24 protein-coding genes are annotated in these 26,069 nt (G+C 69.2%); 12 read left to right on the top strand and 12 right to left on the bottom strand.

Annotated elements, in window-relative coordinates:
* Positions 1–44 precede the first annotated feature (44 nt).
* Together DPQ23_RS02770 and DPQ23_RS02765 are read left to right on the top strand one after the other, a co-directional pair.
* A complete protein-coding gene (locus tag DPQ23_RS02770) occupies positions 45–1,421 on the top strand; it encodes an efflux RND transporter periplasmic adaptor subunit (protein ID WP_240602329.1) in 1,377 nt (458 codons plus the stop codon).
* On the top strand, positions 1,421–4,537 hold the full coding sequence (locus tag DPQ23_RS02765; RefSeq protein ID WP_112873111.1) for an efflux RND transporter permease subunit: 3,117 nt from the start codon (positions 1,421–1,423) through the stop codon (positions 4,535–4,537). The genes DPQ23_RS02770 and DPQ23_RS02765 overlap by 1 nt, the downstream gene beginning before the upstream one ends.
* A gap of 3 nt (positions 4,538–4,540) precedes the next feature.
* Here the strand turns inward: DPQ23_RS02765 and DPQ23_RS02760 are convergent, their stop codons facing one another.
* The gene (locus DPQ23_RS02760) at positions 4,541–5,458 is read right to left on the bottom strand and encodes an IclR family transcriptional regulator (protein ID WP_112873110.1); all 918 of its coding nucleotides are present in this window, start codon (positions 5,456–5,458) and stop codon (positions 4,541–4,543) included.
* Positions 5,459–5,592: 134 nt separating this feature from the next.
* Between DPQ23_RS02760 and DPQ23_RS02755 the strand changes: the two genes are divergently transcribed.
* From DPQ23_RS02755 to DPQ23_RS02745, 3 genes are read left to right on the top strand one after another with little or no spacing between them, the layout of a single operon-like run.
* The gene (locus DPQ23_RS02755) at positions 5,593–7,086 is read left to right on the top strand and encodes a nucleobase:cation symporter-2 family protein (RefSeq protein WP_112873109.1); all 1,494 of its coding nucleotides are present in this window, start codon (positions 5,593–5,595) and stop codon (positions 7,084–7,086) included.
* A 14-nt stretch (positions 7,087–7,100) separates the two neighbouring features.
* Positions 7,101–7,454, top strand: coding sequence for a hydroxyisourate hydrolase (gene uraH / locus DPQ23_RS02750; protein WP_112873108.1), 354 nt, complete (start codon positions 7,101–7,103; stop codon positions 7,452–7,454).
* Positions 7,454–8,695, top strand: coding sequence for a urate hydroxylase PuuD (locus DPQ23_RS02745; RefSeq protein ID WP_112873107.1), 1,242 nt, complete (start codon positions 7,454–7,456; stop codon positions 8,693–8,695). Before uraH ends, DPQ23_RS02745 begins: the two co-directional genes overlap by 1 nt.
* A 43-nt stretch (positions 8,696–8,738) precedes the next feature.
* Here DPQ23_RS02745 and chrA read toward each other — a convergent pair whose 3' ends face one another.
* The 7 genes from chrA to DPQ23_RS02710 form a co-directional block, all read right to left on the bottom strand.
* On the bottom strand, positions 8,739–10,064 hold the full coding sequence (gene chrA, locus DPQ23_RS02740) for a chromate efflux transporter (RefSeq protein WP_112873106.1): 1,326 nt from the start codon (positions 10,062–10,064) through the stop codon (positions 8,739–8,741).
* 11 nt (positions 10,065–10,075) lie between these two features.
* A complete protein-coding gene (locus DPQ23_RS02735; RefSeq protein WP_112873105.1) occupies positions 10,076–11,044 on the bottom strand; it encodes an NAD(P)H-dependent flavin oxidoreductase in 969 nt (322 codons plus the stop codon).
* Positions 11,045–11,109: 65 nt separating this feature from the next.
* On the bottom strand, positions 11,110–12,171 hold the full coding sequence (locus DPQ23_RS02730) for an aldo/keto reductase (RefSeq protein ID WP_112873104.1): 1,062 nt from the start codon (positions 12,169–12,171) through the stop codon (positions 11,110–11,112).
* Between the two features lie 135 nt (positions 12,172–12,306).
* On the bottom strand, positions 12,307–13,221 hold the full coding sequence (locus DPQ23_RS02725) for a YihY/virulence factor BrkB family protein (RefSeq protein ID WP_112873103.1): 915 nt from the start codon (positions 13,219–13,221) through the stop codon (positions 12,307–12,309).
* Between the two features lie 67 nt (positions 13,222–13,288).
* Entirely contained in the window at positions 13,289–14,005 is a 717-nt protein-coding gene (gene dnaQ / locus DPQ23_RS02720; RefSeq protein WP_112873102.1) for a DNA polymerase III subunit epsilon, read from the bottom strand.
* Complete coding sequence (gene coaE / locus DPQ23_RS02715; protein WP_112873101.1) at positions 13,998–14,591, bottom strand: dephospho-CoA kinase; 594 nt, start codon at positions 14,589–14,591, stop codon at positions 13,998–14,000. The genes dnaQ and coaE overlap by 8 nt, the downstream gene beginning before the upstream one ends.
* Positions 14,588–15,433 carry a shikimate dehydrogenase gene (locus DPQ23_RS02710; protein WP_112873100.1) on the bottom strand — a complete coding sequence of 282 codons (846 nt, stop codon included), beginning with the start codon at positions 15,431–15,433 and terminating at the stop codon, positions 14,588–14,590. The genes coaE and DPQ23_RS02710 overlap by 4 nt, the downstream gene beginning before the upstream one ends.
* A 471-nt stretch (positions 15,434–15,904) precedes the next feature.
* Between DPQ23_RS02710 and DPQ23_RS02705 the strand changes: the two genes are divergently transcribed.
* The 7 genes from DPQ23_RS02705 (at position 15,905) to DPQ23_RS02675 (ending at position 23,105) form a co-directional block, all read left to right on the top strand.
* Entirely contained in the window at positions 15,905–16,351 is a 447-nt protein-coding gene (locus DPQ23_RS02705; protein WP_112873099.1) for a CopD family protein, read from the top strand.
* A gap of 139 nt (positions 16,352–16,490) precedes the next feature.
* On the top strand, positions 16,491–17,762 hold the full coding sequence (gene rho, locus DPQ23_RS02700; RefSeq protein WP_112873098.1) for a transcription termination factor Rho: 1,272 nt from the start codon (positions 16,491–16,493) through the stop codon (positions 17,760–17,762).
* A 7-nt stretch (positions 17,763–17,769) separates the two neighbouring features.
* A complete protein-coding gene (mnmE, locus tag DPQ23_RS02695) occupies positions 17,770–19,020 on the top strand; it encodes a tRNA uridine-5-carboxymethylaminomethyl(34) synthesis GTPase MnmE (protein ID WP_112873097.1) in 1,251 nt (416 codons plus the stop codon).
* Positions 18,989–20,878 (top strand): tRNA uridine-5-carboxymethylaminomethyl(34) synthesis enzyme MnmG, encoded by a 1,890-nt coding sequence (gene mnmG / locus DPQ23_RS02690; RefSeq protein WP_112873096.1) that lies wholly within the window; start codon positions 18,989–18,991, stop codon positions 20,876–20,878. Before mnmE ends, mnmG begins: the two co-directional genes overlap by 32 nt.
* Positions 20,875–21,459 carry a 16S rRNA (guanine(527)-N(7))-methyltransferase RsmG gene (gene rsmG / locus DPQ23_RS02685; protein WP_112873095.1) on the top strand — a complete coding sequence of 195 codons (585 nt, stop codon included), beginning with the start codon at positions 20,875–20,877 and terminating at the stop codon, positions 21,457–21,459. The genes mnmG and rsmG overlap by 4 nt, the downstream gene beginning before the upstream one ends.
* Positions 21,452–22,231: a ParA family protein gene (locus DPQ23_RS02680; RefSeq protein WP_112873094.1), complete on the top strand. Its 780-nt coding sequence runs from the start codon at positions 21,452–21,454 to the stop codon at positions 22,229–22,231. The genes rsmG and DPQ23_RS02680 overlap by 8 nt, the downstream gene beginning before the upstream one ends.
* Positions 22,224–23,105 (top strand): ParB/RepB/Spo0J family partition protein, encoded by an 882-nt coding sequence (locus DPQ23_RS02675; RefSeq protein WP_112873093.1) that lies wholly within the window; start codon positions 22,224–22,226, stop codon positions 23,103–23,105. Before DPQ23_RS02680 ends, DPQ23_RS02675 begins: the two co-directional genes overlap by 8 nt.
* Positions 23,106–23,120: 15 nt before the next feature.
* Here DPQ23_RS02675 and hemW read toward each other — a convergent pair whose 3' ends face one another.
* Genes hemW through rph form a run of 4 tightly spaced genes read right to left on the bottom strand, consistent with a single transcriptional unit; the run spans position 23,121 to position 26,027 of the window.
* Positions 23,121–24,308, bottom strand: coding sequence for a radical SAM family heme chaperone HemW (gene hemW, locus DPQ23_RS02670; RefSeq protein ID WP_112873092.1), 1,188 nt, complete (start codon positions 24,306–24,308; stop codon positions 23,121–23,123).
* A 36-nt stretch (positions 24,309–24,344) separates the two neighbouring features.
* On the bottom strand, positions 24,345–24,719 hold the full coding sequence (locus tag DPQ23_RS02665; RefSeq protein ID WP_112873326.1) for a RidA family protein: 375 nt from the start codon (positions 24,717–24,719) through the stop codon (positions 24,345–24,347).
* Positions 24,712–25,317, bottom strand: a complete 606-nt coding sequence (gene rdgB / locus DPQ23_RS02660; protein ID WP_112873091.1) for an RdgB/HAM1 family non-canonical purine NTP pyrophosphatase — start codon at positions 25,315–25,317, stop codon at positions 24,712–24,714. Before rdgB ends, DPQ23_RS02665 begins: the two co-directional genes overlap by 8 nt.
* Entirely contained in the window at positions 25,314–26,027 is a 714-nt protein-coding gene (gene rph / locus DPQ23_RS02655) for a ribonuclease PH (protein ID WP_112873090.1), read from the bottom strand. Before rph ends, rdgB begins: the two co-directional genes overlap by 4 nt.
* Positions 26,028–26,069 lie beyond the last annotated feature (42 nt).

The following is a 26,069-nucleotide window of genomic DNA, read 5'->3' as shown; positions in this document are numbered from 1 at the left end:
GCGTGATGGCGATCCCCTCGGCCGCGGGTTGATCGGACCGGACCGTGCTGCCACACCAAGGAGAACGCGCGCCCGAGGTGGTCATGCTGCTGTCCCGTCTAGCCCTGATCGTGCTGTGCGCCGCGCTGGCCCTGCCGGCGCTGGCCCAGCAGGGCGCGGGCCCGCCAGCGGGCGGCGCCGGTCCACCCGGCCCGGCCGCCGTCGGCGTGACCCCCCTGCGGCGCGAGGACGTGACCGTGACCGTCACCCTGCCGGGCCGCGCCGTCGCCGTGGCCCGCACCGAGATTCGCCCGCAGGTGGGCGGCGAGATCGTCGAGATCGCCCATCGCGGCGGCGAGCAGGTCGCCCGCGGGACCGTGCTGTTCCGCCTGGACACCGAGACGCTGGCGGCCGAACTGACCGCGGCCGAGGTCGCCGTCACCGGCGCCGAGGTTGCCGTCAGCGGCGCGCAGGCGACGGTGGATCGCTATGACCGCCTGCAGGGGACCGGGGTCAGCCAGGCCGAGCTGGAGACCGCGCAGGTCGCGCTGGCGGGCGCGCGGGCGGTGCTGGCGGGCGCGCGGGCCGAGCGCGACCTGGCGCAACTGGCGCTGGACCACGCCGTCATCCGCAGCCCCATCGACGGCGTCGTCGATATCGCGGCGGTCTCGGTCGGCGACCTGGTGACCGCCAGCCAGACCGCGCCGCTGACCACGGTCACGCAGCTTGACCCGATCTATGTCGATGTCTCGCAAAGCCGGGCGCGCGTCCTGCGTGACCGGGACCGCGCGACTCAGGGCAACCTGCAGCCCAGCGCGGGGCCGGACGCGCGGCTGATCCTGGAAACCGGGCAGGCCTATCCGCTGGGCGGGCGACTGGTCAGCCCCGGCATCGCGGTGTCGGCCACGACCGGCACGGTGCCTGTCCGGCTGGAGTTTCCCAACCCCGACCGCCTGATCCTGCCGGGGCAGTTCCTGCGCGTCGAGGTGACGGTCGGCACGGTCAACGCGGTCCTCGTCCCCCAGCGCGCGACCAGCCGCGCGGCCAGCGGCGCCCTGACCGCCTTTCTGGTGCGCGACGGCCGCGCCGATCAGGTGGTGCTGACCGAAACCGGCACGCACGAGAACGCCTGGATCGTCACCCAAGGGGTCGAGGCCGGCGACATGCTGGTGCTGGACGGGCTGACCAACCTGCGCGACGGCGCCGAGGTGACGACCGTTCCGGTCGAGATCGACGCCACCGGCGTCGTGCGCGAGATCGGCGCGCTCTCGGTGGAACGCCCTGCCGCGACCGGGGCCGCGGATGGCGCGCGCCCCGCCGGTGACGCGCAGGCGGTCCCCGCACAGGCCCCCGCCGCACAGGCCAGCGCGGCCGGTCCCGGCACCATCGACCGAGGCGCGGCCACCCGGACGGCGGTGGGTGCTGCGCCCGTGGCACGCTGATGGCGCAGTATTTCATCCATCGTCCGGTCTTTGCCTGGGTCCTGGCGATCGTCACCATGCTGGCCGGGCTGTGGTCGGTGCTGGGCTTGCCCGTGTCGCAATACCCCGACATCGCGCCCACCACGGTGCGGATCACCGCCAGCTATCCCGGCGCCACCGCCGAGGCGGTGCAGAACTCGGTCACGACCCGGATCGAGGACACGCTGACCGGCATCGACGGGCTGATCTATTTCGAATCCAGCTCGTCGCAGGGGCGGGCGTCGCTGACCCTGACCTTCGACGACAGCGTCGAGCCGACCGACGCGCTGAACGACGTGCAGTCCAAGGTCCGCAGCGTCGAATCGCGCCTGCCCACGCCGGTTCAGACCCAGGGGGTGTCGGTGACGCGGTCCACCTCGTCGATCCTGATGGTGGGGGCGGTCGCGTCGGCGGACGGGCGCTATCAGACGGTCGAACTGGGCAACCTGCTGGAGGAGATCATCGAGGGTCCGGTCAAGCGGGTCGAGGGGGTGGGCGGCGTCAACGTCTTCGGGTCCGGCTATGCGATGCGGATCTGGCTGGACCCGCTGCGGCTGGCGCAATACCAGCTGACGCCTTCGGACATCACGGCGGCGGTGGCCGAGCAGAACGCCACCGTCTCGGTCGGGTCGCTGGGCAGCCAGCCGGTGACGCAGGGCCAGCAGTTCACCGCCACGATCACCGCCCAAAGCCAGCTGACCGGGGTCGAGGACTTTCGCCGCATCCTGCTGCGCACCGGCGAGGACGGCTCCTCGGTCTGGCTGGGCGACGTGGCCGAGATCGAGATCGGGCAGGAATCCTATGGCTCGGGCTCGCGGCTGAACGGCAGCAACGCGGCGGGCTTCGGGGTCAATCTGGAAACCGGGGCGAACGCTGTGGACACCGCGGCGGGCGTGCGCGCGGTGCTCGACAGCCTGCGCCCGGCGCTGCCCGAGGGGGTGGACCTCTATGTCGCCTACGACACCTCGCCGTTCGTGGAACGCTCGATCGAGAAGGTCTATCACACGCTGATCGAGGCGATCGCGCTGGTCACGGCGGTCATCCTGATCTTCCTGCAGAACTGGCGCGCCACCATCATCCCGGTCGTCGTGGTGCCCGTCGTGCTGCTGGGCACCTTCGCGGTGCTGGCGGCCATGGGATATTCCATCAACACGCTGACCATGTTCGCGATGGTGCTGGCCATCGGCCTGCTGGTGGACGACGCCATCGTCGTGGTCGAGAACGTCGAGCGCGTGATGGCCGAGGATCACGTCGGGCCGGTCGAGGCGACGGAAGTCTCGATGCGCCAGATCACCGGCGCGCTGGTCGGCATCGCGGTCGTGCTGTCGGCGGTGTTCCTGCCGATGGCCTTCATGGCGGGGTCGACGGGGGTCGTCTATCGGCAGTTCTCGGTCACCATCATCAGCGCCATGATGCTGTCCCTGGCGGCCGCGCTGATCCTGACCCCGTCGCAGACGGCGGTGCTGCTGCGTCCGGCGCACGGCCCCGCGCGGTTTGCGCCCGCGCGCTGGTTCAACGCCGGGTTCGACCGGCTGACCGACCGCTATGCGCGCGCGGTGGCGCGCATCGTGCGCCGCCCGTTTCTGGTGCTGCTGGTTCTGGCCGGCCTTTCGGCGGCCGTCTGGGCGCTGTTCGCCCGGATGGAATCGACCTTCCTTCCGACCGAGGATCAGGGCGTGCTGATGGCCCAGATCAACCTGTCCGAGGGATCGACCACGCAGCAGACCCTGGCCGTGGTCCGCGAGGTCGAGCAGTATATGCTGACCGAGGAAACCGCCGTCCGCTCGACCTTCGGGGCGCTGGGCTTCGGCTTTTCGGGCACCGGGCAGGGCCGCGCCACGCTGTTCGTGCGGCTGAAGGATTTCGACCAGCGGCCGGATGCGGACCAGTCCGCCCGGGCCATCACCCAGCGCGCCAACGACCGCTTCCGCGGCCACCGCGCGGGGCGCGTCACCTTCATGCAGCCGCCGCCGATCCAGGGCCTGGGCAACGCGGCCGGGTTCGAGATGTTCCTCATCGACCAGTCCAACCAGGGGCTGCGCGCGCTGCGCGAGGCGGCGCAGACGGTCGAGATCGCGGCCGAATCCGACCCGCGCCTGACCAACGTGCAGGGCCGCGGCGACGAGGACGACGCGGCCCTGCGGCTGGACATCGACGCGCAGCGGGCCGAGGCGCTGGGGCTGAGCCTCTCGGACCTGAACGGGATGCTGTCCACGATCTTCGCCGGGCGCGAGGTCAACGATTTCGCGCTGGGCGCAACGCTGCGCCCGGTGATCGTGCAGGGCGAGGCCGGCTTTCGCATGCAGCCCGAGGACCTGGAGGCGTGGTACGCGCGCAACGCCTCGGGCGAGATGGTGCCGTTCTCGGCCTTCATCTCGACCCGCTGGGAACCCGTCTCGCCGCGGTTGGCCCGGTTCGAGGGGACGGACGCCATCGCCATGTCGGGGGCCGAGGCCGAGGGCTACAGCTCGGGTCAGGCGATGGACGCGATGGAGGAACTGGTCGCGCAGGTGCCGGGCGGCTACGGCGTCGCCTGGACCGGGCTGGCCTATCAGGAACGCCAGTCGGGCAATCAGGCGCCCTATCTGTATGCGCTGTCGGCGCTGGTCGTGTTCCTGTCGCTGGCGGCGCTGTATGAAAGCTGGTCGGTGCCGTTCTCGGTCATCCTGTCGGTGCCGGTGGGCATCCTGGGCGCGGTGCTGGCGGCGCTGGCCTTCGGCCAGGCCAACGACGTGTATTTCAAGGTGGGCATCCTGACCACCATCGGGCTGGCCGCCAAGAACGCGATCCTGATCGTCGAGTTCGCCCGCGACCTGGAAACCCGCGGCCGCAGCCCGGCCGAGGCCGCCATCGAGGCCGCGCGCCTGCGGCTGCGGCCGATCCTGATGACCTCGCTGGCGTTCATCCTGGGCGTGCTGCCGCTGGCCATCGCGACGGGCGCGGGGGCGGCGGCGCAGAACTCGATCGGCATCGGGGTCATGGGGGGGATGATGGCCGCGACGTTCCTGGGGATCTTCCTGGTCCCCGGGTTCTACGTCGCGGTGCGCCGCCTGACGGGCGACCGCCCGCCTAAACAGGTCGCCCGCGCCGCACGCTAGCCGTCAGGCAGGACCGCCCAGCGCCGTGCCCAGCGTGCGCGCCGCCCGCGCCAGCAGCGGGGCCAGCGCGTCGATGCGCGCAAGGTCAAGCCGCGCGGCGGGCCCCGCCAGCGTCAGCGCCGCGACCGGATCGCCGATGCCGGAAAACACCGGCGCGGCCAGCGCGGCCTGCCCGTCCGCGGATTCGCCCAGGTCGGTCAGCACACCCCGGTGGCGCAGCGTTGCCAGGTCGGCCGTCAGCTCGCCCTGGTCGGTCATGGTGCGCGCGGTCAGCGCCGGCAGCGGCCCCCGACCCAGCAGGTCGCGCGCGCGTTCCAGCGGCAGGTGCGCGATCAGCGCCTTGCCCGCGGCGCTGGCGTGCAGCGCCAGCCGCGTCCCTGGCGGCAGGCAGACGCGCAGGGCCGCGGGCGATTCGACCTGCGCCACCACCAGCGCCCCGTCCCCATCCGGCACCGCCAGCGCCGCGGTTTCCCCGCTGGCCGCCGCCAGCGCGCGCAGGTGGGGCTGCGCCCGGTCGGCCAGCCCGCCCCGCCGCAGAAACGCCGCGCCCAGGCGGAACGCCCCCGGCCCGACGGTCCACAGGCCGGTGCCGGGGTCCGCCTCGGCCAGCCGGCGCGCCGCCAGGGGCACCAGCAGCCGGTGCATGGTGGACACCGGCAGCCCCAGCCGGGCGGCCAGCTGACTGAGCGTCAGCCCCTCGGCCTCGGCCAGCGCGGCCAGAGCATCCAGCGCGCGGTCCACCACCCGGGCGCCGGTGGGCGCATCGGCGCGGCGGGGGCGGCCCGGCCGGCGCGAGGGCTGCGGCCCGGTCGGATCGGCGGTCGGGTTGGCGGGCGGGCCAGCGGAGGCGTCGGCCGGCGCGGGGGTCGCGGGGGGTCGGGCGAGCGGTTTGGCGGGCGGCTTGGCGGGGGGGCGGGTCATCGGGCGGCGGACTGATCCATCAGGGGCAGGCGGCGCCGGCCGTTCCACCCTGCGGAAAGGCGGTTCACGACTATTGCACGCCCAGGTCGATGGACCATCATCACAGGCAAAACCGACACGCAAGGACAGGGACCATGCAAGCAACGACCTATGCGGGGGCACCCCCCGCGGCCCCGGACCCCGTGGACCAGCGACTGCCCGCGCCACGGCTGTTCGCCCTGGGGCTGCAGCACGTCCTGGTGATGTATGCGGGCGCCATTGCCGTGCCGCTGATCGTCGGGCGCGCGCTGAAGCTTGCGCCCGAGGACGTGGCGTTCCTGATTTCGGCCGACCTGTTCGTCTGCGGCATCGCCTCGATCATCCAGTCCCTGGGCGCGGGGGCGTGGCTGGGCATCCGCCTGCCGGTGATGATGGGCGTGACCTTCGCCGCCGTCGGCCCGATGGTGGCCATCGCAGGCGCCACGCCGGGCGAGGCCGGGGCGCGCGCCCTGTTCGGCGCGGTGATCGGCGCGGGCATCGTGGGCGTCCTGATCGCGCCGCTGGTCAGCCGGATGCTGCGGTTCTTTCCGCCGGTCGTCACCGGTACGGTCATCCTGACCATCGGGATCTCGCTGATGCCGATCGGCATCAACTGGATCTTCGGCCTGCAGCAGGGGCCGACCGCCCCCAGGATCGTCGATCCGGGGATGCAGGCCTGGCTGGACGCGCAGGTGGCCGCGGGCGGTGTGCCGCCCGGCCTGCGCCTGGCGCCCAGCGTGCCCAACCCGCTGTATGCCGCGCCGGGCAACATCATGATCGCCCTGGTCGTGCTGGCGGTGATCCTGCTGGTGGCCCGGTTCGGGCGCGGGTTCCTGTCCAACATCGCCGTGCTGATCGGCATCCTGGCCGGCGGGCTGCTGGCCGCGGCGATGGGGCTGATGCATTTCGAAAAGGTCGCGGCCGCCGCCTGGTTCGCCCCGATCCGGCCGTTCCATTTCGGGATGCCGACCTTTGACCCGGTGATGATCCTGACCATGTCGCTGGTCATGCTGGTGGTGATGATCGAATCGACCGGCATGTTCCTGGCGCTGGGCGACATCGTGGGCCGCAAGATCACCCAGCCCGCCTTGGCCGCCGGATTGCGCGGCGACGGCGTGGGCACGCTGCTGGGGGGCATCTTCAACACCTTTCCCTATACCTCGTTCAGCCAGAACGTGGGGCTGGTCGGCGTCACCGGGGTCCGGTCGCGGTTCGTGTGCGTGATGGGGGGCGCGATCATGGTGGTGCTAGGGCTGATCCCCAAGATGGGCGCGCTGGTCGAGGCGCTGCCCACCGTCGTCCTGGGCGGCGCGGGGCTGGTGATGTTCGGCATGGTCGCGGCGACCGGCGTGCGCATCCTGGCGCGGGTCGATTTCACCAGCAGCCGCAACAACCTGTTCATCGTGGCGGTCTCGCTGGGGTTCGGCATGATTCCGATGATCGCCAACGACTTTGACCAGTGGCTGCCGCAGTCGACCAAGGTTCTCAGCCATTCGGGCATCCTGCTGGCGGCGGTCGCGGCGGTCCTGCTGAACTGGTATTTCAACGGCGCCCGCGCGGTGGACGAGGCCGAGATGCGCCGCGCCGCGGCCGCGGCCGACACCCATTGAAAGGGACACGCGAGATGACCGGATACCTGACGACCCATGTTCTGGACACCGCCCGGGGCCGCCCCGCCAGCGGGATGCGGATCGAGCTGTTTCGGCTGGACCACGGCGGGCGCGAGCGGCTAGCCGAGATGCTGACCAACCGCGACGGGCGCACCGACACGCCCATCCTGCCCGAGGACCGCTTTGCCGTGGGCCGGTACGAGCTGGTGTTCCACGTCGGCGCCTGGCTGGACGCCGAGGGGCAGGATGCCGCGGGTCCCCGGTTCCTGGACGAGGTGCCGATCCGCTTCGGCCTGGCCGAGCATGACCATTACCACGTGCCGCTGCTGATCGCGCCGCACGGGTATTCCACGTATCGGGGCAGCTGATGGACCCGATCCTGTGGGAATGGCTGTCGGCGGGCGTGCGCTGGCTGCATGTGGTGACCGCGATCGCGTGGATCGGCTCGTCGTTCTATTTCATCGCGCTGGACCTGGGGCTGCAGAAGGCCCCGGACCTGCCGCCGGGCGCGCATGGCGAGGAATGGCAGGTCCACGGCGGGGGCTTTTATCACATCCGCAAGTACCTGGTGGCCCCCGCCGCCATGCCCGAGCATCTGACCTGGTTCAAATGGGAAAGCTATTCGACCTGGCTGTCGGGGGCCGCGCTGCTGGCCGTGACCTATTGGGCGGGGGCGGAACTGTTCCTGATCGACCCGGCCAAGCTGGCGCTTGACCCCTGGGCCGCGATCCTGATCTCGGCCGCGTCGCTGACGCTGGGGTGGCTGGTCTATGACCGGCTGTGCACGTCGGGGCTGGCCGAGCGGCCGACGCTGCTGATGCTGATCCTGTTCGTGATCCTGCTGGCGATGGGATGGGCCTATGACCAGGTCTTCACCGGCCGGGCCGCCATGCTGCACCTGGGCGCGTTCACGGCGACGATCATGACCGCCAACGTGTTCTTCATCATCATGCCGAACCAGCGGATCGTGGTCGCCGACCTCAAGGCCGGGCGCGCGCCCGATCCGAAATACGGCAAGATCGCCAAGCTGAGGTCCACCCACAACAACTATCTGACGCTGCCGGTCGTGTTCCTGATGCTGTCGAACCACTATCCGCTGGTGTTCGCCACGCGCTGGAACTGGCTGATCGCGGGGCTGGTGTTCCTGATGGGGGTGACGATCCGGCATTTCTTCAACACCAAGCACTCGCGCAAGCCGTGGCCGTGGTGGACCTGGGGGGCGACGGCGGCGCTGTTTGCAGCCTGTGTCTGGCTGTCCGCCGCGGGCACCCAGTCGCTGCCCGAGGACACGGAAACGACCGCCCTGCCGCCGGCCGCGCAGCGGTTCGCGGATGCGGCCGGGTTCGATGCGGTGACGGGCATCGTCATGGGGCGCTGCGCGATGTGCCACGCGGCCGAACCGGGATGGGACGGGATCGGGACCGCGCCCCGGGGGCTGCATCTGGAAACGCCCGACCAGATCGCGCGGGCCGCGCACGAGATCTTTGTACAGGCCGGGCTGACCGACGCCATGCCGCCCGGCAACGTCAGCTTTGTCGAGCCGGCCGAACGGCAGGCGATCCGCGACTGGTATCGCGCCGGCGCGGGCACGCAGGTCGCCGCGAACTAGGCGGCGGGTCTGGGCAGGACGGGCAGGGCGCGCGGGACGCGCCTCAGGCCCAGCCCGCCAGCCGCAGCCCCATGCCGAGCGCCGCGCACAGCGCCATGACCGGCATGACCCCCCAGCCCCGCCCGAACACCAGGGCCAGGGCCAGCAGCGACAGAACCGCGGCCCATGGGTCCAGGACCCCGTCCGGCACGACGAAGTGCCAGCCGAACCACAGCGCCAGGTTCAGGATCACCCCCACCACCGCAGCCGTGACCGCCGACAGCGCGGCGGCCAGCGCGGCGTTGTGGCGCAGCCGCTCGATATAGGGGGCGCCCAGGAAGATCCACGCAAAGCACGGCGCGAACGTCACCCAGGTGGTCAGCGCCGCCCCGGCGATGCCGGCCGCCATGCCGCCCCCCTCGCGGAACGCGGCCAGAAAGCCCACGAACTGGACCACCATGATCAGCGGGCCCGGCGTCGTCTCGGCCAGGCCCAGGCCGTCCAGCATCTCGCCGGGGGCCAGCCAGCCGAACCGCGTCACCGCCTCTTGCGCGACATAGGCCAGCACCGCATAGGCGCCGCCGAAGGTCACGACCGCCAGCTGGGAAAAGAACAGGGCGATGTGGCTGAAGACGCTGCCCGGCAGGGCCAGCCACAGGGCCGCGACCGGGGCCAGCCACAGGACCAGCGCCACCGCCCCGGCCCGCCGCGCGCCCGCCGTCGCCGGCGGCGGGGCGTGCCCCAGCACGGTCGCCGCGTCGGCGACATGGGCGCCCGCCGCGCCGTGGTCGCCGCCCCCGCCGGTCATGCCCGGAACGCGGGCGCGGTGGCCCAGCCACCCGGCCAGCGCCGCCGCCGCCACGATCGCCGGGAACGGCACCCCCAGCGCGGCAATGGCCAGAAAGCTGGCCGCGGCGATGGCGCGCAGCGCGGGCGTCTTCAGCGCCCGGCGGCCGATGCGCACCACCGCCTGCACCACGATCGCCAGCACCGCCGCCTTCAGTCCGAAAAACAGTCCCGCGACGATCCCGACGCCGCCCCACAGCACATAGACGATCGACAGCGCCAGCATCGACAGCGCACCGGGCAGGACGAACAGCCCGCCCGCGACCAGCGCCCCCCGCACCCCGTGCATCAGCCAGCCGACATAGGTGGCCAGCTGCATCGCCTCGGGGCCGGGCAGCAGCATGCAGAAGTTCAGGGCGTGCAGGAAACGCCCGTCGCCCAGCCAGCGCCGCTCCTCGACCAGGATGCGGTGCATGACGGCGATCTGCCCCGCCGGCCCCCCGAAGGACAGCGCCGCGATGCGCGCCCAGACGGGCACGGCCTGGGCCAGCGTCGGATAGGCGGGGGGCACCTGGCCGGCTCGGGCGTGATCGTGGCGCGTCATGGTCTGCCCCTTCAGCCCGCGCAGAGCGTCCGTTTCGCCTCGGCGTATTCCCGGGCCAGCCGGTCCACCAGCCCCGCGGCGGGGGTGATCGCCCGGACGGCGCCGATGCCCTGGCCCGATCCCCAGATCTGGCTCCAGGCCTTGGCCCTGGTCGCTGCCTTGCCGAAATCCATCGTGCTGGCGTCGGCCTGGTCCAGCGCGTCGGGGTCCAGCCCCGCCGCCCGGATCGACGGCTTGAGGTAATTGCCATGGATGCCCGTGAACAGGGACGAGTTCACGATGTCCTCGGCCCCGCAGTCCACGATCATCTGCTTGTAGTCGGGCTGCGCGTTCGCCTCGGTCGTGGCGATGAAGGGGCTGCCGATATAGGCGAGGTCGGCCCCCATCGCCTGCGCCGCCAGCACCGCGCCGCCCGTGGCGATCGCGCCCGACAGCAGCAGCGGGCCGTCGAAGAAGGCGCGGATCTCCTGGATCAGGGCGAAGGGGCTCTGGACCCCCGCGTGGCCGCCCGCGCCCGCCGCCACCGCGATCAGCCCGTCGGCGCCCTTGTCCAGCGCCTTGCGGGCGAATGTCGCGTTGATGATGTCGTGCAGCGCGATGCCGCCGCAGTCATGGGCGGCGGCGTTCACCTCGGGGCGGGCGCCCAGTGACGTGATCCAGATCGGGACGCGGTGGCGGTGGCAGATCTCGATGTCGCGGTCCAGCCGGGCGTTCGAGCGGTGCACGATCTGGTTCACCGCAAAGGGTGCGGCCGGGGTGTCGGGGTTGGCCTGGTTGTGGCGATCCAATTCCTCGGCGATGCGGGTCAGCCAGGCGTCCAGAAGCGGCGGCTCGCCCTCGGCCTCGCGCGCGTTCAGCGCCGGAAAGCTGCCGACGATGCCCGCCTTGCACTGGGCGATGACCAGCTCGGGGCCGGACACGATGAACATGGGCGAGGCGACGACGGGAAGACGCAGGTGTTGCAGGATGGGGGGCAGCATGAACTCTCCTTCGTGATGGCGGCAGGATGGCGGGACAGCCGCCGCGCGTCACGCCCGCCGCTGCGTCAGAACGGCAGCGGATGGTCGCGGTGGAACCGGTCGATCGCCGCCAGCGCGGCGCGATCGAGCACTAGGCCCCGTCCCGCGATCAGGTGATCAAGCTGCTCGGACGAGGTCGCGCCCAGGATCGGGATGGTCGGAAACGGCCGTTGCCGGACAAAGGCGATGGCCATGTGCACCGGGTCATGCCCCAGCTCGGCGGCCAGCCGCAGCCACGCGCCGGACGCCGCGATGCCCTGGGGGGTTCGCCGGCCGCCCAGGTCGCCCGCGCCGCCGTGGACCAGGTCGCCCGCCGCGCGGCTGGGTGTCGGCACGCTGCCGCCCGCGTATTTCCCGCTGAGCAGCCCTGCCGCGAGGGGCGAATAGGCCATGAGGGTGATCCCCTCCTTCTCACCCAGTTCGGCCAGGTCGGTGTCGTAGAGCCGGCACAGCGCCGAGTATTCGTTCTGGATCGTGACCGCGCGCGGCCCCCCCGTGCGATCGGCGGCGGCCAGCCACTGCATCATGCCCCAGGCGGTTTCGTTCGACAGGCCGAACCGGCCCACCTTTCCGGCCGCGACCAGATCGGCCAGCACGCCCAGCACACCGTCCATGTGGTCGCGCACCCGGGCCGCGGATGTCCCCCGCGGGTCATAGCGCCAGTGCTGCCGGAAGGCATAGGACCCCCGTTCGGGCCAGTGCAGCTGATAGAGGTCGATCCGGTCGGTCCCCAGCCGCCGCAGCGACCCGTCCACCGCATCGGCGATGGCATCGGCGCCAAAGCCCGCGTTGTCGCGGCTGAAGCGGCCGTTGCCGCCCTTGCCGCTGGCCTTGGTGGCGATCTGCACCCGGTCGCGCCGACCGCGGCTGGCCAGCCAGGCGCCGATGATCGATTCGGTGCGCCCATGGGCCTCGGCGGTCACGGGGTTCACGGGATACATCTCGGCCGTGTCCCAGAAGGTGATCCCCGCCTCCAGGGCGCGGTCCATCTGGTCGAAGGCGGTCGCCCGGTCGGTGTCGCGCCCGAAGGTCATCGTGCCGAGGCAGAGGTCGCTGACGGTCAGACCGCCCAGGTCACGCGTGTCCATGATGCCCTTTCCTGCGCCAGGGGCCCGCGCCCCTGCGGGATGGGCCTGCCGCGCGGACCCTGCCAGCGGCGGCGGACGGGCGCAAGACGCGGTCCGCAGGCCTGTCGCCCCACGCGGCGAGCCGCGCCGCCCGCGTCAGTCGGCCGCGCCCTGCGGCCGGGCGGCGTTCTTCTCGGCAGCCATCTGGCGGGCCAGGTCGCGGGCCTTGCGGGCCTGCGCGACGCGGCGGCGGCGGCTGAGTTCGACATTCATGAGCGCGCCGAGCATGACCGAAAAGCCCGCCAGATAGAACCACATCAGCAGCGCCACGACCGCGCCGATGGACCCATAGATCCGGTTGTAGCTGTTGAAGCTGGTCAGATAGGCCGAGAAGGCCAGCGACGCCAGGCCCCAGGCCACGGCGGCGAACAGCGCGCCCCAGGTAAAGATCGGCGTGGGCGGCGTCTTGACGTTGGGTCCATAGCGATAGAGGATTCCTATCGCGATGATCACGATCAGGAACATCGCGCCCCAGGGCACATAGCTGACCAGCCACGCCCGAAGCGGACCGGCCTGAAGGAAGTTGAACGCCAGCGGCACGATCACGATGGTCGTCAGCCCCATCAGCACGACGCCGACGATCGCCAGCGTCAGGACATAGGCCAGGATGAAACCGGCAATGGTGGAATGGGACCGCACGCCATAGGCGGCGTTCAGTCCCCGCACCAGCGCATCCACCCCGGCCCGCGCTGCGACCGTCGCGACCAGGAACGAGATGGCCGAGGTCCAGCCCAGCTTGGTGCGCCCGCCCGAGGTGAGCGCGTCGATCTGGGCGTGCACGATGTCGGCCGCCTCGGTGGGCAGGAACTCGTCAACATAGCTGTCGTATTCCTGGATGATCGCGGGGTCGAACCACAGGCCCCACAGGGCGATCATGGCGGCAAGGCCCGGAAAGACCGCGAACATCGCATAGAACGCCACGCCCGCGGCGATCAGGCCCATGTGGATCTTGTCCATCCGTTCCATCACGGCGGAGATGAACTGCCAGACGTCGCGGAGGGACCCGATCATGGCGCGACCATGCCTTGCGGGACAGGCTTAGGCAACCGCGGCCGCGACCGGCCCCTGCCTTCCCGGCTCAGCCGAGGGCGGCCGGATAGCGCAGCCAGACCGCATTCGGACCCAGCCGCTGGACAAAGGCCGCGTGGGCCTGCGCCTCGGCCGGCGAGAGGCGGGGCGGCAGCGCCACGGGACGCGGCGGGCGGGGACGCAACACGCCTGTGCCGCCGGCATCGTTGCCGGCCGTCGCGCGGGTCGGCGCCACCAGCACCAGGTCGGGCTGGCGGCCGCCGATCAGCTCGAGATAGACCTCGGCCAGAAGCTCGCTGTCCAGCAGCGCCCCGTGCAGGGTGCGGCCCGAGTTGTCGATCCCGAAGCGGCGGCACAGCGCATCCAGCGTGACGGGCGAGCCGGGAAACTTTTCCCGCGCCATGGCCAGCGTGTCCAGCGCGCGGCCCTGCGGAAGGGGCGGCTGGCCCGCCCGGCGCAGCTCGGCGTTCAGGAATTTCATGTCGAAGGTCGCGTTGTGGATGATGATCCGCGCCTCCGGCCCGAGGAAGCGGTTGAAGTCGTCGAGAATGTCGGGAAACCGCGGCTTGTCGCGCAGGAACTCGGACGACAGGCCGTGGACGGCCTGCGCCTCGGCGGGCATGTCGCGGTCGGGGTTGAGATAGACGTGGAAATGCCGCCCCGTCGGCAGATGGTTCAGCAGTTCGACCGCGCCGATCTCGACGACGCGGTCGCCGCGGTCGGGGTCGAAGCCGGTGGTTTCGGTGTCCAGCACGATTTCACGCATCGGGTCGTCCCAAGATGTCGGCGCAGAGGGCGTCCACCGCCGCGGCCGCGGTTTCGGGGGTGTCGGTCGGAATGACCCAGCGGGCGCGGGCGCGCTTGTCGGCATCCGGCATCTGGCGCGACAGGATCAGGTCCAGCATCTGCGGCGTCATGCCCGGCCGGGCCAGCACGCGGGCCCGCTGAACGGGGGCCGGCGCGGACACGACGGCGGTGCCGTCCATCTCGGCCTCGGCGCCCGTTTCGAACAGCAGGGGGATGTCCAAAACGACCAGCGGCGCGTCCCTGTGGCGCGCGACGAAAGCCGCGCGGTCGGCGGCCACCAGCGGGTGCACGATGGATTCCAGCCGCGCCAGCGCCCCTGGGTCGTCGGACAGGGCGGATTTCAGCGCCGCCCGGTCGATGCCGCCCGCGACCAGCGCGGCGGGAAACGCAGCCGCGACAGGGGCCACGGCCGCGCCCCCCGGCGCGTACAGCCGGTGCACGGCGTCATCGGCGTCCCAGACCGGATGGCCGCGCTGCGCGAACAGGCGCGCGGTCGTGGTCTTGCCCATCCCGATCCCGCCGGTCAGTCCCAGACGAAAGCTCATGCCAGCACGGCCCGGCGCAGATCGTCGTCCACCTGCGGGCGGACGCCGAACCAGCGTTCGAACCCCGGCGCGGCCTGGTGCAGCAGCATGCCCAGGCCATCGACCGTCCGGCAGCCGCGATCCCGCGCCTGGCGCAGGAAGGGGGTATCCAGGGGAGTATAGACCAGATCGGTCGCAAGCGCCCCGGGGTCCAGCGCATCCAGCGGAAGGCGCAGGGGTTGCTTGCCGTCCATGCCCAGCGAGGTCGCGTTGACGACGGTGGCCGCCCCTTCGAGCATGTTGGCGGCCTGCGCCCAGTCATAGACGACCACGCGCGCGCCGAATTCCGCCTTGATCTGGTCGGCCCGGAGGCGGGTCCGGTTGGTAATCCGCAGTTCCGGGACCCCGCATTCCAGAAGCGAGGCCACCACCGCCCGCGCCGCGCCGCCCGCACCGATCACGGCCGCGGCGCCGGCCGCGGGAACCCAGTCCGGCGCGTGCTGCCGAAGATTGGCCACAAAGCCATACCCGTCGGTGTTGTCGGCATGGATGCGCCCCCCGCGGAACACCAGCGTGTTGGCGGCCCCGATCAGCGCCGCCCGGTCGGTGACACTGTCGGCGAGCGCCAGCACCGCCTGCTTGTGCGGGATGGTGACGTTCAGCCCGACGAACCCCGCGCGAGGAAGGGCGCGCAGGACCTGGGCCAGATCCTCGGGCGCGACCGGCAAGGGGACATAGTGTCCCGCCAGGCCATGCCGCGCCAGCCAATGGCCGTGAAGGCGCGGCGAGCGCGACTGCGCCACGGGCCAGCCGACGACCCCGGCCAAGGGGATCGGCGACGGCCCCGCGTCAGGGCCAGGCATCGGGTCGGCGGGTGGGCGTGTGTCGGTCATGACGCATCCGGGATCGTTGAGCGCGACGTTAGCGCGCGCCGTCCAGGGGGGAAAGTGCCCCGTCTGGGGACAGGGCTGTGGACAGATGGCCCCGCCCGGGGAGGAGCGGCTGGGGATGAATGCGCCGGTTCGGGTGGGTGGGCGCAAACCGCCGGTCCCGGACCGGGAAGGCCGCCGCATCCTCCACAAGGGGACAAGGGGGTGGATGATTGTCCACCGCACGGGGACAACACGGATTATCCACAGGTCCAGGGAAACGGATTAGTCATACGGGACCAATATCTTGGACGATCTGGCTCGTGAATTTTACCGGATTTGTCCACAAGCAGTGTTTCTGTGGAAAACCGGGTGCGACTCGGCCGGATTCAACGATGCACAGGCCCAACTACATCATCTTCCCTTTCTCTCTCTTATCTAAGAAAGAGAAGCAGGAGGTGCCGAATGGGCGATCTGCTGGCGAGCTGGTATCCATGGATCAAGGCATTCCATGTCATGGCCGTGATCTCGTGGATGGCGGGGCTGTTCTATCTGCCACGACTGTTCGTCTATCATGCCGAACGCGCCGGCACGGGTCCCGAGCCGGTGGACAGCTTTCGCATCATGGAATTCAAGCTGCTTCGCGTGATCATGGGTCCGGCCTCGATCGCCACCTGGATCGCCGGGCTGGCACTGGTGTTCACGCCGGGCATCGTGGACTGGACGATGGTCTGGCCCTGGACGAAGGCGGCAGCAGTCATCGGCATGTCGGTGTTTCACCACTGGCTGATGATCGAGCGGCGGCGGCTGTCCACCGGCGCAGGGCGAAGCGGGCGCAGCTATCGCCTGATGAACGAGGTTCCGACGCTGCTGATGGTGGTGATCGTGCTGTCGGTGATCGTGAAGTTCTGAGACGGTCGGCGACAAGATTGACGAACGGCGCGCAACCGCGCTATGGGCACGGTTGCGCGCCGTCCGGTGCGATTCCTTCCGACCTGCAATCATGCCGCAGCGCCATCAACCGGGCGTGGATGGGGCACATGGTGACCTGATGAGCGACGAACGTCTCAACCTGGCCGATCTGAAAGCCAAGAGCCCGGCCGACCTGCTGGCCATGGCCGAGGAATGGGAGATCGAGAACGCCTCGACCATGCGCAAGGGCGAGATGATGTTCTCGCTGCTCAAGGAGCATGCCGAGGATGGATTCGACATTGGCGGCGATGGCGTGCTGGAGGTCGTTCAGGACGGCTTCGGGTTCCTGCGCTCGCCCGAGGCGAATTATCTGCCGGGCCCCGATGACATCTATGTCAGCCCCGACATGATCCGGCAGCATTCGCTGCGCACCGGCGACACGGTCGAGGGGGTGATCCGCGCACCGGGCGAGACCGAACGATATTTCGCACTGACCCGCGTCGAGCGCATCAATTTCCAGGACCCCGAGAAGGCGCGCCACAAGGTGGCGTTCGAGAACCTGACCCCGCTGTATCCCGACGAGCGGCTGAAGATGGAAGTGGACGATCCGACCATCAAGGACCGCTCGGCCCGGATCATCGACCTGGTGGCGCCGATCGGGAAAGGCCAGCGGTCGCTGATCGTGGCCCCCCCGCGCACGGGCAAGACGGTGCTGCTGCAGAACATCGCCAATTCGATCGAGAAGAACCATCCCGAGTGCTATCTGATCGTGCTGCTGATCGACGAGCGGCCGGAGGAAGTCACCGACATGCAACGGTCCGTCAAGGGAGAGGTGATCTCATCGACCTTCGACGAACCGGCAACGCGTCACGTGGCGGTCAGCGAAATGGTGATCGAAAAGGCCAAGCGTCTGGTCGAGCACAAGCGGGATGTGGTGATCCTGCTGGATTCGATCACCCGCCTGGGGCGGGCGTTCAACACGGTCGTGCCGTCGTCGGGCAAGGTGCTGACAGGTGGCGTTGATGCGAATGCGCTGCAGCGGCCCAAGCGGTTCTTTGGCGCGGCCCGCAACATCGAGGAAGGCGGATCGTTGACGATCATCGCGACGGCGCTGATCGACACCGGATCCCGCATGGACGAGGTGATCTTCGAGGAGTTCAAGGGCACCGGCAACAGCGAGATCGTGCTGGACCGCAAGGTGGCCGACAAGCGCGTCTTCCCGGCGATGGACATCCTGAAATCCGGGACGCGGAAGGAGGAGCTGCTGGTGGACCAGAAGGATCTGCAGAAGACCTATCTGCTGCGCCGCATCCTGAACCCCATGGGCACGACCGATGCCGTCGAGTTCCTGATTTCGAAGCTGAAGCAGACCAAGACGAACGCCGATTTCTTCGAATCGATGAACGCCTGAGGATGGCATGGACACCATCTTCGCCGAAGCGACGCCGCCGGGACGCGGCGGGGTCTCGATCGTTCGCCTGAGCGGACCCGAGGCCCGCGCGATCGGCGAGGCGCTTGCGGGTCCCCTGCCGGAGCCGCGGCGTGCCGAGGTGCGTGCGCTGACCGACGGCGAGATGATCGACCGCGCGCTGGTGATCCGGTTCGAGAGCGGTGCGAGCTTTACCGGCGAAGAGGTCGTCGAGTTTCATCTGCATGGCGCCCCGGTCATTGTCAGGCGGCTGCACGCGGCCCTGCGGGATCGTGGCGCGCGGATGGCCGAGGCGGGCGAGTTCACCCGGCGCGCGTTCCTGAATGGCAGATTGACCCTGAGTGAGGCGGAGGCGCTGTCGGACCTGCTGGCCGCCGAGACGGAAAGCCAGCGCAGGCAGGCGATGCAGGTGGCTGCGGGCGATCTGCGCCGTTGGGCGAGCGGATTGCGGACGCGGTTGATCCGCGCGGGCGCGCTGATCGAAGTGACGCTGGATTTCGCCGATGAGGATGTGCCTGAAGACGTTCCGGGCGAAGTGTTCGATCTGCTCGGGTCAGTGCGTCACGACATTATCGCCATGCTGGACGGCTTTCCCGCCGCCGAACGGCTGCGCGAGGGGTTCGAGGTCGCGATCATCGGCCCTCCGAATGCGGGCAAGTCGTCGCTGCTGAACCGGATCGCGCGTCGGGACATGGCGCTGGTCAGTGACACGGCAGGCACGACACGCGACGTTCTTGAATGGCATGGCGATCTGGGCGGGCTTGCTGTCACCTTTCTGGATACAGCCGGCCTGCGCGAGACCGATGATCGCGTGGAGCAGATGGGCGTCGGTCGGGCACGGGATCGTGCCAGGGTGGCGGATCTGCGGATCCATCTTTCAAGGGACGGCACGCGTGACGAGGACTTGTGGCAGGACGGTGATCTGGCGATCCGGTCGCACAGCGACATTGCGGAGGGGGATGTATCCGCGCTGACCGGGGATGGGGTCACTGCGCTGCTCGATGCCATTCGTGACGCGCTGTCCCTGCGCGTGGCCGGGGCGGGCCTTGTGTCGCGGCGCAGGCAAGCGGCGGCGTTGGCGGATGCGGCTGGGGTTCTGGACGTGTCCCCTGCTGCCCCGCCGGAAATTCTGGCCGAGGCTGTGCGTTCTGCCGTGCAGCGGCTGGAGGAACTGGTTGGACGCGTGGCCCCGGATGACTATCTGGACGATGTCTTCTCAAGCTTCTGCATCGGAAAATAGGGTGCTTCACGTGAAACAGTTCGACGTCATCGTGGTGGGCGGCGGCCATGCCGGGCTTGAGGCTGCCTGCGCGGCGGCGCGGCTGGGTGTGGACGTCGCCCTTGTTACCCTGAGGGCCGATGATGTGGGGACCATGTCGTGCAACCCGGCGATCGGGGGATTGGGCAAGGGTCACCTTGTCCGAGAGATCGATGCCCTGGACGGGGTCATGGGGCGATTGGCGGATGCGGCGGGGATCCAGTTCAGGTTGTTGAACCGAGGCAAGGGTCCCGCCGTACAAGGACCCCGCGCCCAGGCCGACAGATCCCTGTATCGTGCTGCTGCCGGCGCGCATCTTTCAGCCCACCCGAACATTCACCAGGTGCTTGGGAAAGTGTCCGATCTGGTGATCGACGGGGGACAGGTCAGGGGCGTTGTTCTTTCGGACGGATCCGGGCTTGCCGCCTCCGCCGTGATCATCGCGGCGGGTACGTTTCTGAACGGCCTGATCCATATCGGCGACGTCGCGCGACCGGCCGGGCGATGGCATGCGGATCAGACAACGGGATTGGCAGCAGCGTTGCTTGCGCTGGGTCTTCCCTTGGGACGGCTGAAGACAGGCACACCGCCGCGGCTGGTGCGGAACAGCATCGATTGGGACTCGCTTCCCCAGCAGGCAGGGGACGAGCAGCCCGTGATGTTGTCGCTGCTGTCCAGCGGACCCGTGGCACCCCAGGTCAGCTGCGCGATAACACAGACCAACGCTGCCACCCATGACATCATTCGCAGCAATCTGTCCCGCTCGGCCATGTATGGGGGGCATATCGCAGGGACAGGTCCGCGCTATTGTCCGTCCATCGAGGACAAGGTCGTCCGCTTTGCCGACAAGGACAGCCACCAGATCTTCCTTGAACCCGAGGGCCATGACAGCGATCTGGTCTATCCCAACGGCATCTCGACCTCCCTGCCTGAGGAGGTGCAACTGCACTATGTGCGCAGCATCCGTGGGCTGGAGGCGGCAGAGATCGCGCAGCCCGGCTATGCCGTCGAATACGATTACATCGATCCGCGCGCCTTGCGTCCGACGCTGGAGACGAGAGCGGTCGCCGGCCTTTACCTTGCGGGCCAGATCAATGGCACCACGGGCTACGAGGAAGCGGCCGCCCAAGGGTTGGTGGCCGGTCTGAACGCGGCCCGCAGGGCAACCGGCGCGCCCGAGGTTATCTTCAGCCGCACAGAAAGTTACATCGGGGTCATGATTGACGATCTGATCAGCCGGGGCGTGACCGAACCCTATCGGATGTTCACATCTCGTGCCGAATTCAGACTATCCTTGCGGATCGACAATGCCGACCGCCGCCTGACGCCAAAAGGGCTGGAACTCGGATGCGTGGGACGCGAGCGTGCAGACCGGTTTGCCGATCAGCAACGCCGCTTTTCTGTTGCGCGGGAGAAAGCACGCTCCCTCACATTCACCCCGTCGGAACTTGCGACGATGAACCTTGTTGTTCGGCAGGATGGGCAGCGTCGAAGCCTGTTCTCCCTTCTGGGACAGGCCGATGTTGATCCTATCCCCTTGGCCGCGCATCTGGACGACGTGGATGCCCAGACGGTGTCGCTTCTTCGGACCGAGGCGATGTATGCGCAGTTCACGGATCGCCAGGACCGCGACGCCGCAGAACTGCGGCGGCAGGAGGCCATGGTGATCCCCGGGGATCTTGACTACGAGTCCCTGCCCGGCCTGTCGCATGAGCTTGCCGGCAAGCTCATGCACACCCGTCCTTCTACTCTGGCCGCCGCCGCGCGAATCGAAGGGATGACGCCAGCCGCCCTGACGCTTCTGCTTGCCCGGCTTCGTGGGCGGCGGACCGCCGCGTGAGTGCTTCACGTGAAGCGGAGCAACTCGGGCAATACGCTGCGTTGCTCCGCAAATGGAACCCCGCGATCAATCTCGTGGCGCCGTCGACCCTGGCCGATCTGGAAAGCCGACACATCATCGACAGCCAGCAAGTCGCCGCCCTGGCACACAGCGCACAGGGCGCCTGGCTCGACCTTGGAAGCGGGGGCGGATTGCCGGGCATTGTCCTGGCGATCTGCCGGCCCGGCTTGTCCATCACGCTTCTGGATTCCGATCAGCGCAAGGCTGCCTTCCTGCGAACGGCCGTCCGAACCCTTGGGCTGGTCAACTGCACGGTCCTTTGTGCCCGGATCGAGCAGCATCCACCGGCCGATGCCGACCACATCAGCGCCCGAGCGCTTGCCCCCCTGGACCGGCTCATGCCATATCTCGCCCGGCATCTGGCGAAAAACGGGACGGCGTGGTTGATGAAGGGTCGCAACTGGCAACACGAGGCAGAGGTCGCGCAACGTGACTGGACCTTCGACATGAAAGCGCACCCCAGCAGAACCGAAGCAGGCGCAGCCATCCTGCAGATCAGCGGGATCGTGCGCCGTGGGTAATGGCATCATCGTCGCCGTGGCCAACCAGAAGGGCGGCGTCGGAAAGACTACAACAGCGATCAATCTGGGTGCGGCTCTGGCGGACAGCGGCCAGTCCGTGACAATCATCGACCTCGACCCCCAGGGGAATGCCTCGACCGGCCTGGGCGTCGCCGCGGGCGACCGCAACCCGAACAGCTATGACCTGCTGGCCGGGGACACGACGCTGGCCAAGGCCGCGCGCGCGACCGCCGTGCCCAATCTGTCGATTGTCCCCGCCACGGCCGATCTGTCGTCAGCCGAGATCGACATCTCGAAACGGGCGCGCCGCACTCACCTGCTTGCCGACAATCTCAAGCAGGCCACCGGCATCATCCTGATCGACTGCCCTCCGGCGCTCGGCCTGCTCACGATCAACGCCATGGTGGCGGCCGAATCCATCATCGTTCCCCTGCAGGCAGAGTTCTATGCGCTTGAGGGTCTCTCGCAGCTCATGTTGACCATCCGTCAGGTCCGTCAGACCGCCAACCCGAACCTGCGGATCGAGGGCGTGCTTCTGACAATGTCCGACAGCCGCAACAACCTGTCCCAGCAGGTCGAGGCCGACGCGCGCCAGACCCTGGGCGGGGTCGTGTTCGACACGGTCATTCCGCGCAACGTACGGGTCTCGGAATCGCCCTCGCATGCGATGCCGGTCATCCACTACGATCCCGCGTCCAAGGGCAGTGCCGCCTATCGCGCGCTTGCGGCCGAAGTGTTGATGCGCCGAAAGAAGGAGCCTGTCCGTGGCTGATCCCAAACTCCGCAAGGGCGGCCTGGGCCGCGGCCTGTCCGCCCTGATGGCGGAGGTTGATCTTTCCGGCTCACCCACCGAATCGACCACGACTGTTCCTGTCGAACAGCTGACCCCGAACCCCGATCAGCCACGCCGCAGCTTCGATCCGCAGCTTCTGGACGAACTTGCCTCCTCACTGAAATCGCGCGGTGTGCTGCAGCCGTTGATCGTCCGCCCTCATCCGACGGACAGCGGACTGTACCAGATCGTCGCGGGCGAGCGCCGCTGGCGTGCGGCGCAGATCGCCCAGCTGCACGAGGTTCCGGTGCTGGTCCGGGACCTGGACGACACCGAGGTGCTGGAGGTCGCGCTGATCGAAAACATTCAGCGCGCCAACCTCAATCCCATCGAAGAAGCCGCCTCGTTCCGGCAGCTGATGGACCGCTTCGGGCACACGCAAGAGCGGCTTGCCGAGGCGCTGGACAAAAGCCGCAGCCACATCTCGAACCTGCTCCGCCTGCTCAATCTGCCTGAACAGGTTCAGTCCTGGGTGCGCGACGGCAAGCTGACGGCGGGCCATGCGCGCGCCTTGATCACGACCCCGGACCCCGTGGCCCTGGCCCGCCGAGTCATCGACCGCAGCCTTTCGGTGCGCGACACCGAGGACATGGCGCGCCGCGCGACCGAAGCCGCGTCCGCCGAAAAGACAGACAGATCCCGCGTCCGATCCGAAAAGGACGCCGACACGCGGGCCCTGGAAACCGACCTGTCGGCCCATCTGCGGATGCGCGTTCAGATCGACCACATCGGGCAGGACGGCGGCCGGCTGACAGTCACCTATCGCGACCTCGACCAGCTCGACCGGCTCTGCCAGATGCTCAGTGCGACGTGACGACGACCAGACCGCTCACGCCAGGTCCCGCAGGATCGCGTTGAGCACGGGCCGGCCCTGCGCCGTGGCCCGCACTCGACCGCCCGTCGCCTCGACAAAACCCAATGCCTGCAGGCGCGCAATCGTCGCCGGATCCATCGGCCCACCCGACAGCCGCTCGAACCGCACGACGTCCAGCCCTTCGGCCAGCCGCATCGCCATCAGCAGATACTCCGTCGCCTGCTCCTCGATCGGGATCGCGACGCGCGGCCGTTCGCCTGCGCCGGTCGTCTCGACCATGGAGAGCCACTCTCCCGGCGCCCGCGGGGACTCGATGGCCCACCGCCGCCCCTGCACCGTCAGCCGCCCGTGCGCGCCCGGCCCGACCGAGGCCCAGTCGCCCTGCCGCCAATAGATCAGGTTGTGCCGGCTTTCCGCGCCCGCCGCGGCGTGGTTGGACACCTCATAGGCCGGCATGCCGGCAGCGGCACAGATGTCCTGCGTGTCCAGATACAGGTCGGCGGCCAGATCGTCATCGGGCAGGCCCTTCAGCCCGCCTGCCGCCGCGCGCGCACCAAAGGCGGTGCCCGGCTCGACCGTCAGCTGGTAAAGGGACAGGTGATCGGCCGCCATAGCCAGCGCCTGGCGCAATTCGGCGGTCCAGTCCTGCCGCGACTGGTTCTGTCGCGCATAGATCAGGTCGAAACTGATCCGGGGGAACACGGCCCGGGCCACGTCGAACGCGCTGCGCGCCTCGGCGGCCGTGTGCAGCCTGCCCAGCCGGCGCAGGTCCGCGTCGTTCAATGCCTGTATTCCCATCGACAGCCGGCCCACGCCCGCGTCCGCATAGCCGGCAAAGCGGCCGCGCTCGACGCTGCCGGGGTTGGCCTCCAGCGTGATCTCGATGTCGTTGGCAAAGCGCCAGGCGCTGCGGGCGGCCTCGATCACCCCCGCGACAACGGCCGGGTCCATCAGCGAGGGCGTGCCGCCGCCGAAAAAGATCGAGCCCAGCACACGGCCCGGCGTCTGCTGTCCCAGCCGCGCGATTTCGGTGCGATAGGCGTCCAGCCAGCGCCGCTGATCGATGGCCGAGGCGACGTGGCTGTTGAAATCGCAATAGGGACATTTGGACGCGCAGAACGGCCAGTGGACATACAGCCCGAACCCACCGTTGCGCCAGTCGGCCCCGAAATCGCCGACGTCTTCGAAGACTGGTTGTTGCATGCCGGGGGTCTTACCGATCCCGGCAGCCGGTTTCCATCACTCTTTCAGGGCGGTGACCTCGACCTCGATCTTCATCTCGTCGCGGATCAGCCCGGCGATCACCATCGTCGCCGCAGGGCGGATATCGGCCATGACTTTGCCCAGAACGGGCGCAACGTCGGGGACAACCGCGCGGTCGGTGACAGTGTACTGCACGCGGACGATGTCGCCCATGTCAAAGCCCGCCTGGCGCAGGACATCGGCGATGGTGGCCAGGCAGTTGCGCGCCTGCGCTGCAGCATCGTCGGGGATTGTCATCGTGGCATAGTCGTATCCGGTCACACCGGACAGGAAACACCAGTTTCCCTTGACCACCGCACGGCTGTATCCCAACTCGGCCTCGAAGGGCGATCCCGTCGTGATCCTACGCAAGGCAACGCTGCAGCAGGGCAAAGGCGCGGGCCCGGTGGCTGATCCGGTTCTTTTCCTCCGCGCTCATCTCGGCATAAGTCCGCTCGCCGCCCTCGGGCACAAAGATCGGGTCGTAACCATGCCCAAGCGCCCCCCGGGGCGGCCACACAAGGCGGCCGGGGGCCACGCCCTCGAACACGGCCTCCTCGCCGTCCGGCCACATCAGCAGCAGCGTGGCGCGGAATTGCGCCGTTCGCGGCTCTGGCACGCCGCGCGCGTCCAGTTCCGCCCACGTCCGGGTCATCGCCTGCAGAAAGTCGCGCCCGGTCGGCGTCTCGGCCCAGTCGGCGGTGCGAACCCCCGGCGCGCCGTCCAGGCCGTCCACGGTGATCCCGCTGTCATCGGCCAGCACCGGCAGACCCGTTGCCTCCATCGCCGCGCGCGCCTTGATGCGGGCATTGCCCTCGAAGCTGTCTTCGGTCTCGGCGGGCTCGGCCAGCCCCATCTCGGCCGCGCCCACGACATGAATTCCGTAGGGCGCGAACAGCGCCCGCATCTCCTCCAGCTTGCCGGCATTGTGGGTGGCAACCAGCAGCCGGGGCTCGCGCAGCCGTCTCATGCGATCGCGGCCTTCTGCGCGGCGACAAGCCCCTGCATCCCGGCCTCGGCCAGATCCAGCAGCCGGCTCATCTCGTCGCGCGAAAAGGCGGCGCCCTCGGCCGACATCTGCACCTCGACCAGCCGGCTCCCTCCGGTCAGGACGAAATTGCCGTCCGTGCCCGCGGCGCTGTCCTCGGCATAATCCAGGTCCAGCACCGGCTGCCCGGCATAGATCCCGCAGCTGACCGCAGCGACATGGTCCATGATCGGATCGCTCGTGACCAGCCGCGCGGCGATCAGCTTGTTCATTGCCAGCCGCAGCGCCACCCAGCCGCCGGTGATCGACGCGCAGCGCGTGCCGCCGTCCGCCTGGATGACATCGCAATCGACGACGATCTGGCGTTCGCCCAAGGCCAGCCGGTCCACGCCAGCGCGCAGGCTGCGCCCGATAAGCCGTTGAATTTCTTGTGTTCTTCCAGACTGCTTGCCAGCCGCCGCCTCGCGCCGGTTGCGCGTGTGCGTCGCGCGCGGCAGCATGCCGTATTCCGCCGTGACCCAGCCCTGACCGGTTCCCTTCAGAAAGGACGGCGGCTTTTCCTCGATCGTGGCCGTGCACAGCACATGCGTATGGCCCATGCGGATCAGGCACGATCCCTCGGCGTGGCTCATGACCCCGGTTTCGATTGTAATCGCGCGCAGTTCGCCTAAATCTCGGCCTGAGGGTCGCATGAGTCGTCCTTTCCCTTGCCAGCCGTCGGGCCGGTGCCATTG

The organism is Paracoccus endophyticus (assembly GCF_003286075.1).
Classification (GTDB): domain Bacteria; phylum Pseudomonadota; class Alphaproteobacteria; order Rhodobacterales; family Rhodobacteraceae; genus Paracoccus; species Paracoccus endophyticus.
This window is presented reverse-complemented; position numbering and strand designations above follow the sequence as displayed.

What these genes read in the sequence shown, in the direction of transcription:
- mnmE (WP_112873097.1), top strand. Translation starts at nt 17,770, where the DNA reads ATGGACACCATCTTCGCCGAAGCGACGCCGCCGGGACGCGGCGGGGTC.
- DPQ23_RS02730 (WP_112873104.1), bottom strand. Translation starts at nt 12,171, where the DNA reads ATGGACACGCGTGACCTGGGCGGTCTGACCGTCAGCGACCTCTGCCTC.
- rph (WP_112873090.1), bottom strand. Translation starts at nt 26,027, where the DNA reads ATGCGACCCTCAGGCCGAGATTTAGGCGAACTGCGCGCGATTACAATC.
- DPQ23_RS02710 (WP_112873100.1), bottom strand. Translation starts at nt 15,433, where the DNA reads ATGCCTGGCCCTGACGCGGGGCCGTCGCCGATCCCCTTGGCCGGGGTC.
- DPQ23_RS02735 (WP_112873105.1), bottom strand. Translation starts at nt 11,044, where the DNA reads ATGCTGCCCCCCATCCTGCAACACCTGCGTCTTCCCGTCGTCGCCTCG.
- rdgB (WP_112873091.1), bottom strand. Translation starts at nt 25,317, where the DNA reads ATGAGACGGCTGCGCGAGCCCCGGCTGCTGGTTGCCACCCACAATGCC.
- hemW (WP_112873092.1), bottom strand. Translation starts at nt 24,308, where the DNA reads ATGCAACAACCAGTCTTCGAAGACGTCGGCGATTTCGGGGCCGACTGG.
- DPQ23_RS02760 (WP_112873110.1), bottom strand. Translation starts at nt 5,458, where the DNA reads ATGACCCGCCCCCCCGCCAAGCCGCCCGCCAAACCGCTCGCCCGACCC.
- mnmG (WP_112873096.1), top strand. Translation starts at nt 18,989, where the DNA reads ATGTCTTCTCAAGCTTCTGCATCGGAAAATAGGGTGCTTCACGTGAAA.
- coaE (WP_112873101.1), bottom strand. Translation starts at nt 14,591, where the DNA reads ATGAGCTTTCGTCTGGGACTGACCGGCGGGATCGGGATGGGCAAGACC.
- dnaQ (WP_112873102.1), bottom strand. Translation starts at nt 14,005, where the DNA reads ATGCGTGAAATCGTGCTGGACACCGAAACCACCGGCTTCGACCCCGAC.
- DPQ23_RS02725 (WP_112873103.1), bottom strand. Translation starts at nt 13,221, where the DNA reads ATGATCGGGTCCCTCCGCGACGTCTGGCAGTTCATCTCCGCCGTGATG.
- DPQ23_RS02745 (WP_112873107.1), top strand. Translation starts at nt 7,454, where the DNA reads ATGGACCCGATCCTGTGGGAATGGCTGTCGGCGGGCGTGCGCTGGCTG.
- DPQ23_RS02755 (WP_112873109.1), top strand. Translation starts at nt 5,593, where the DNA reads ATGCAAGCAACGACCTATGCGGGGGCACCCCCCGCGGCCCCGGACCCC.
- DPQ23_RS02705 (WP_112873099.1), top strand. Translation starts at nt 15,905, where the DNA reads ATGGGCGATCTGCTGGCGAGCTGGTATCCATGGATCAAGGCATTCCAT.
- rho (WP_112873098.1), top strand. Translation starts at nt 16,491, where the DNA reads ATGAGCGACGAACGTCTCAACCTGGCCGATCTGAAAGCCAAGAGCCCG.
- uraH (WP_112873108.1), top strand. Translation starts at nt 7,101, where the DNA reads ATGACCGGATACCTGACGACCCATGTTCTGGACACCGCCCGGGGCCGC.
- DPQ23_RS02765 (WP_112873111.1), top strand. Translation starts at nt 1,421, where the DNA reads ATGGCGCAGTATTTCATCCATCGTCCGGTCTTTGCCTGGGTCCTGGCG.
- chrA (WP_112873106.1), bottom strand. Translation starts at nt 10,064, where the DNA reads ATGACGCGCCACGATCACGCCCGAGCCGGCCAGGTGCCCCCCGCCTAT.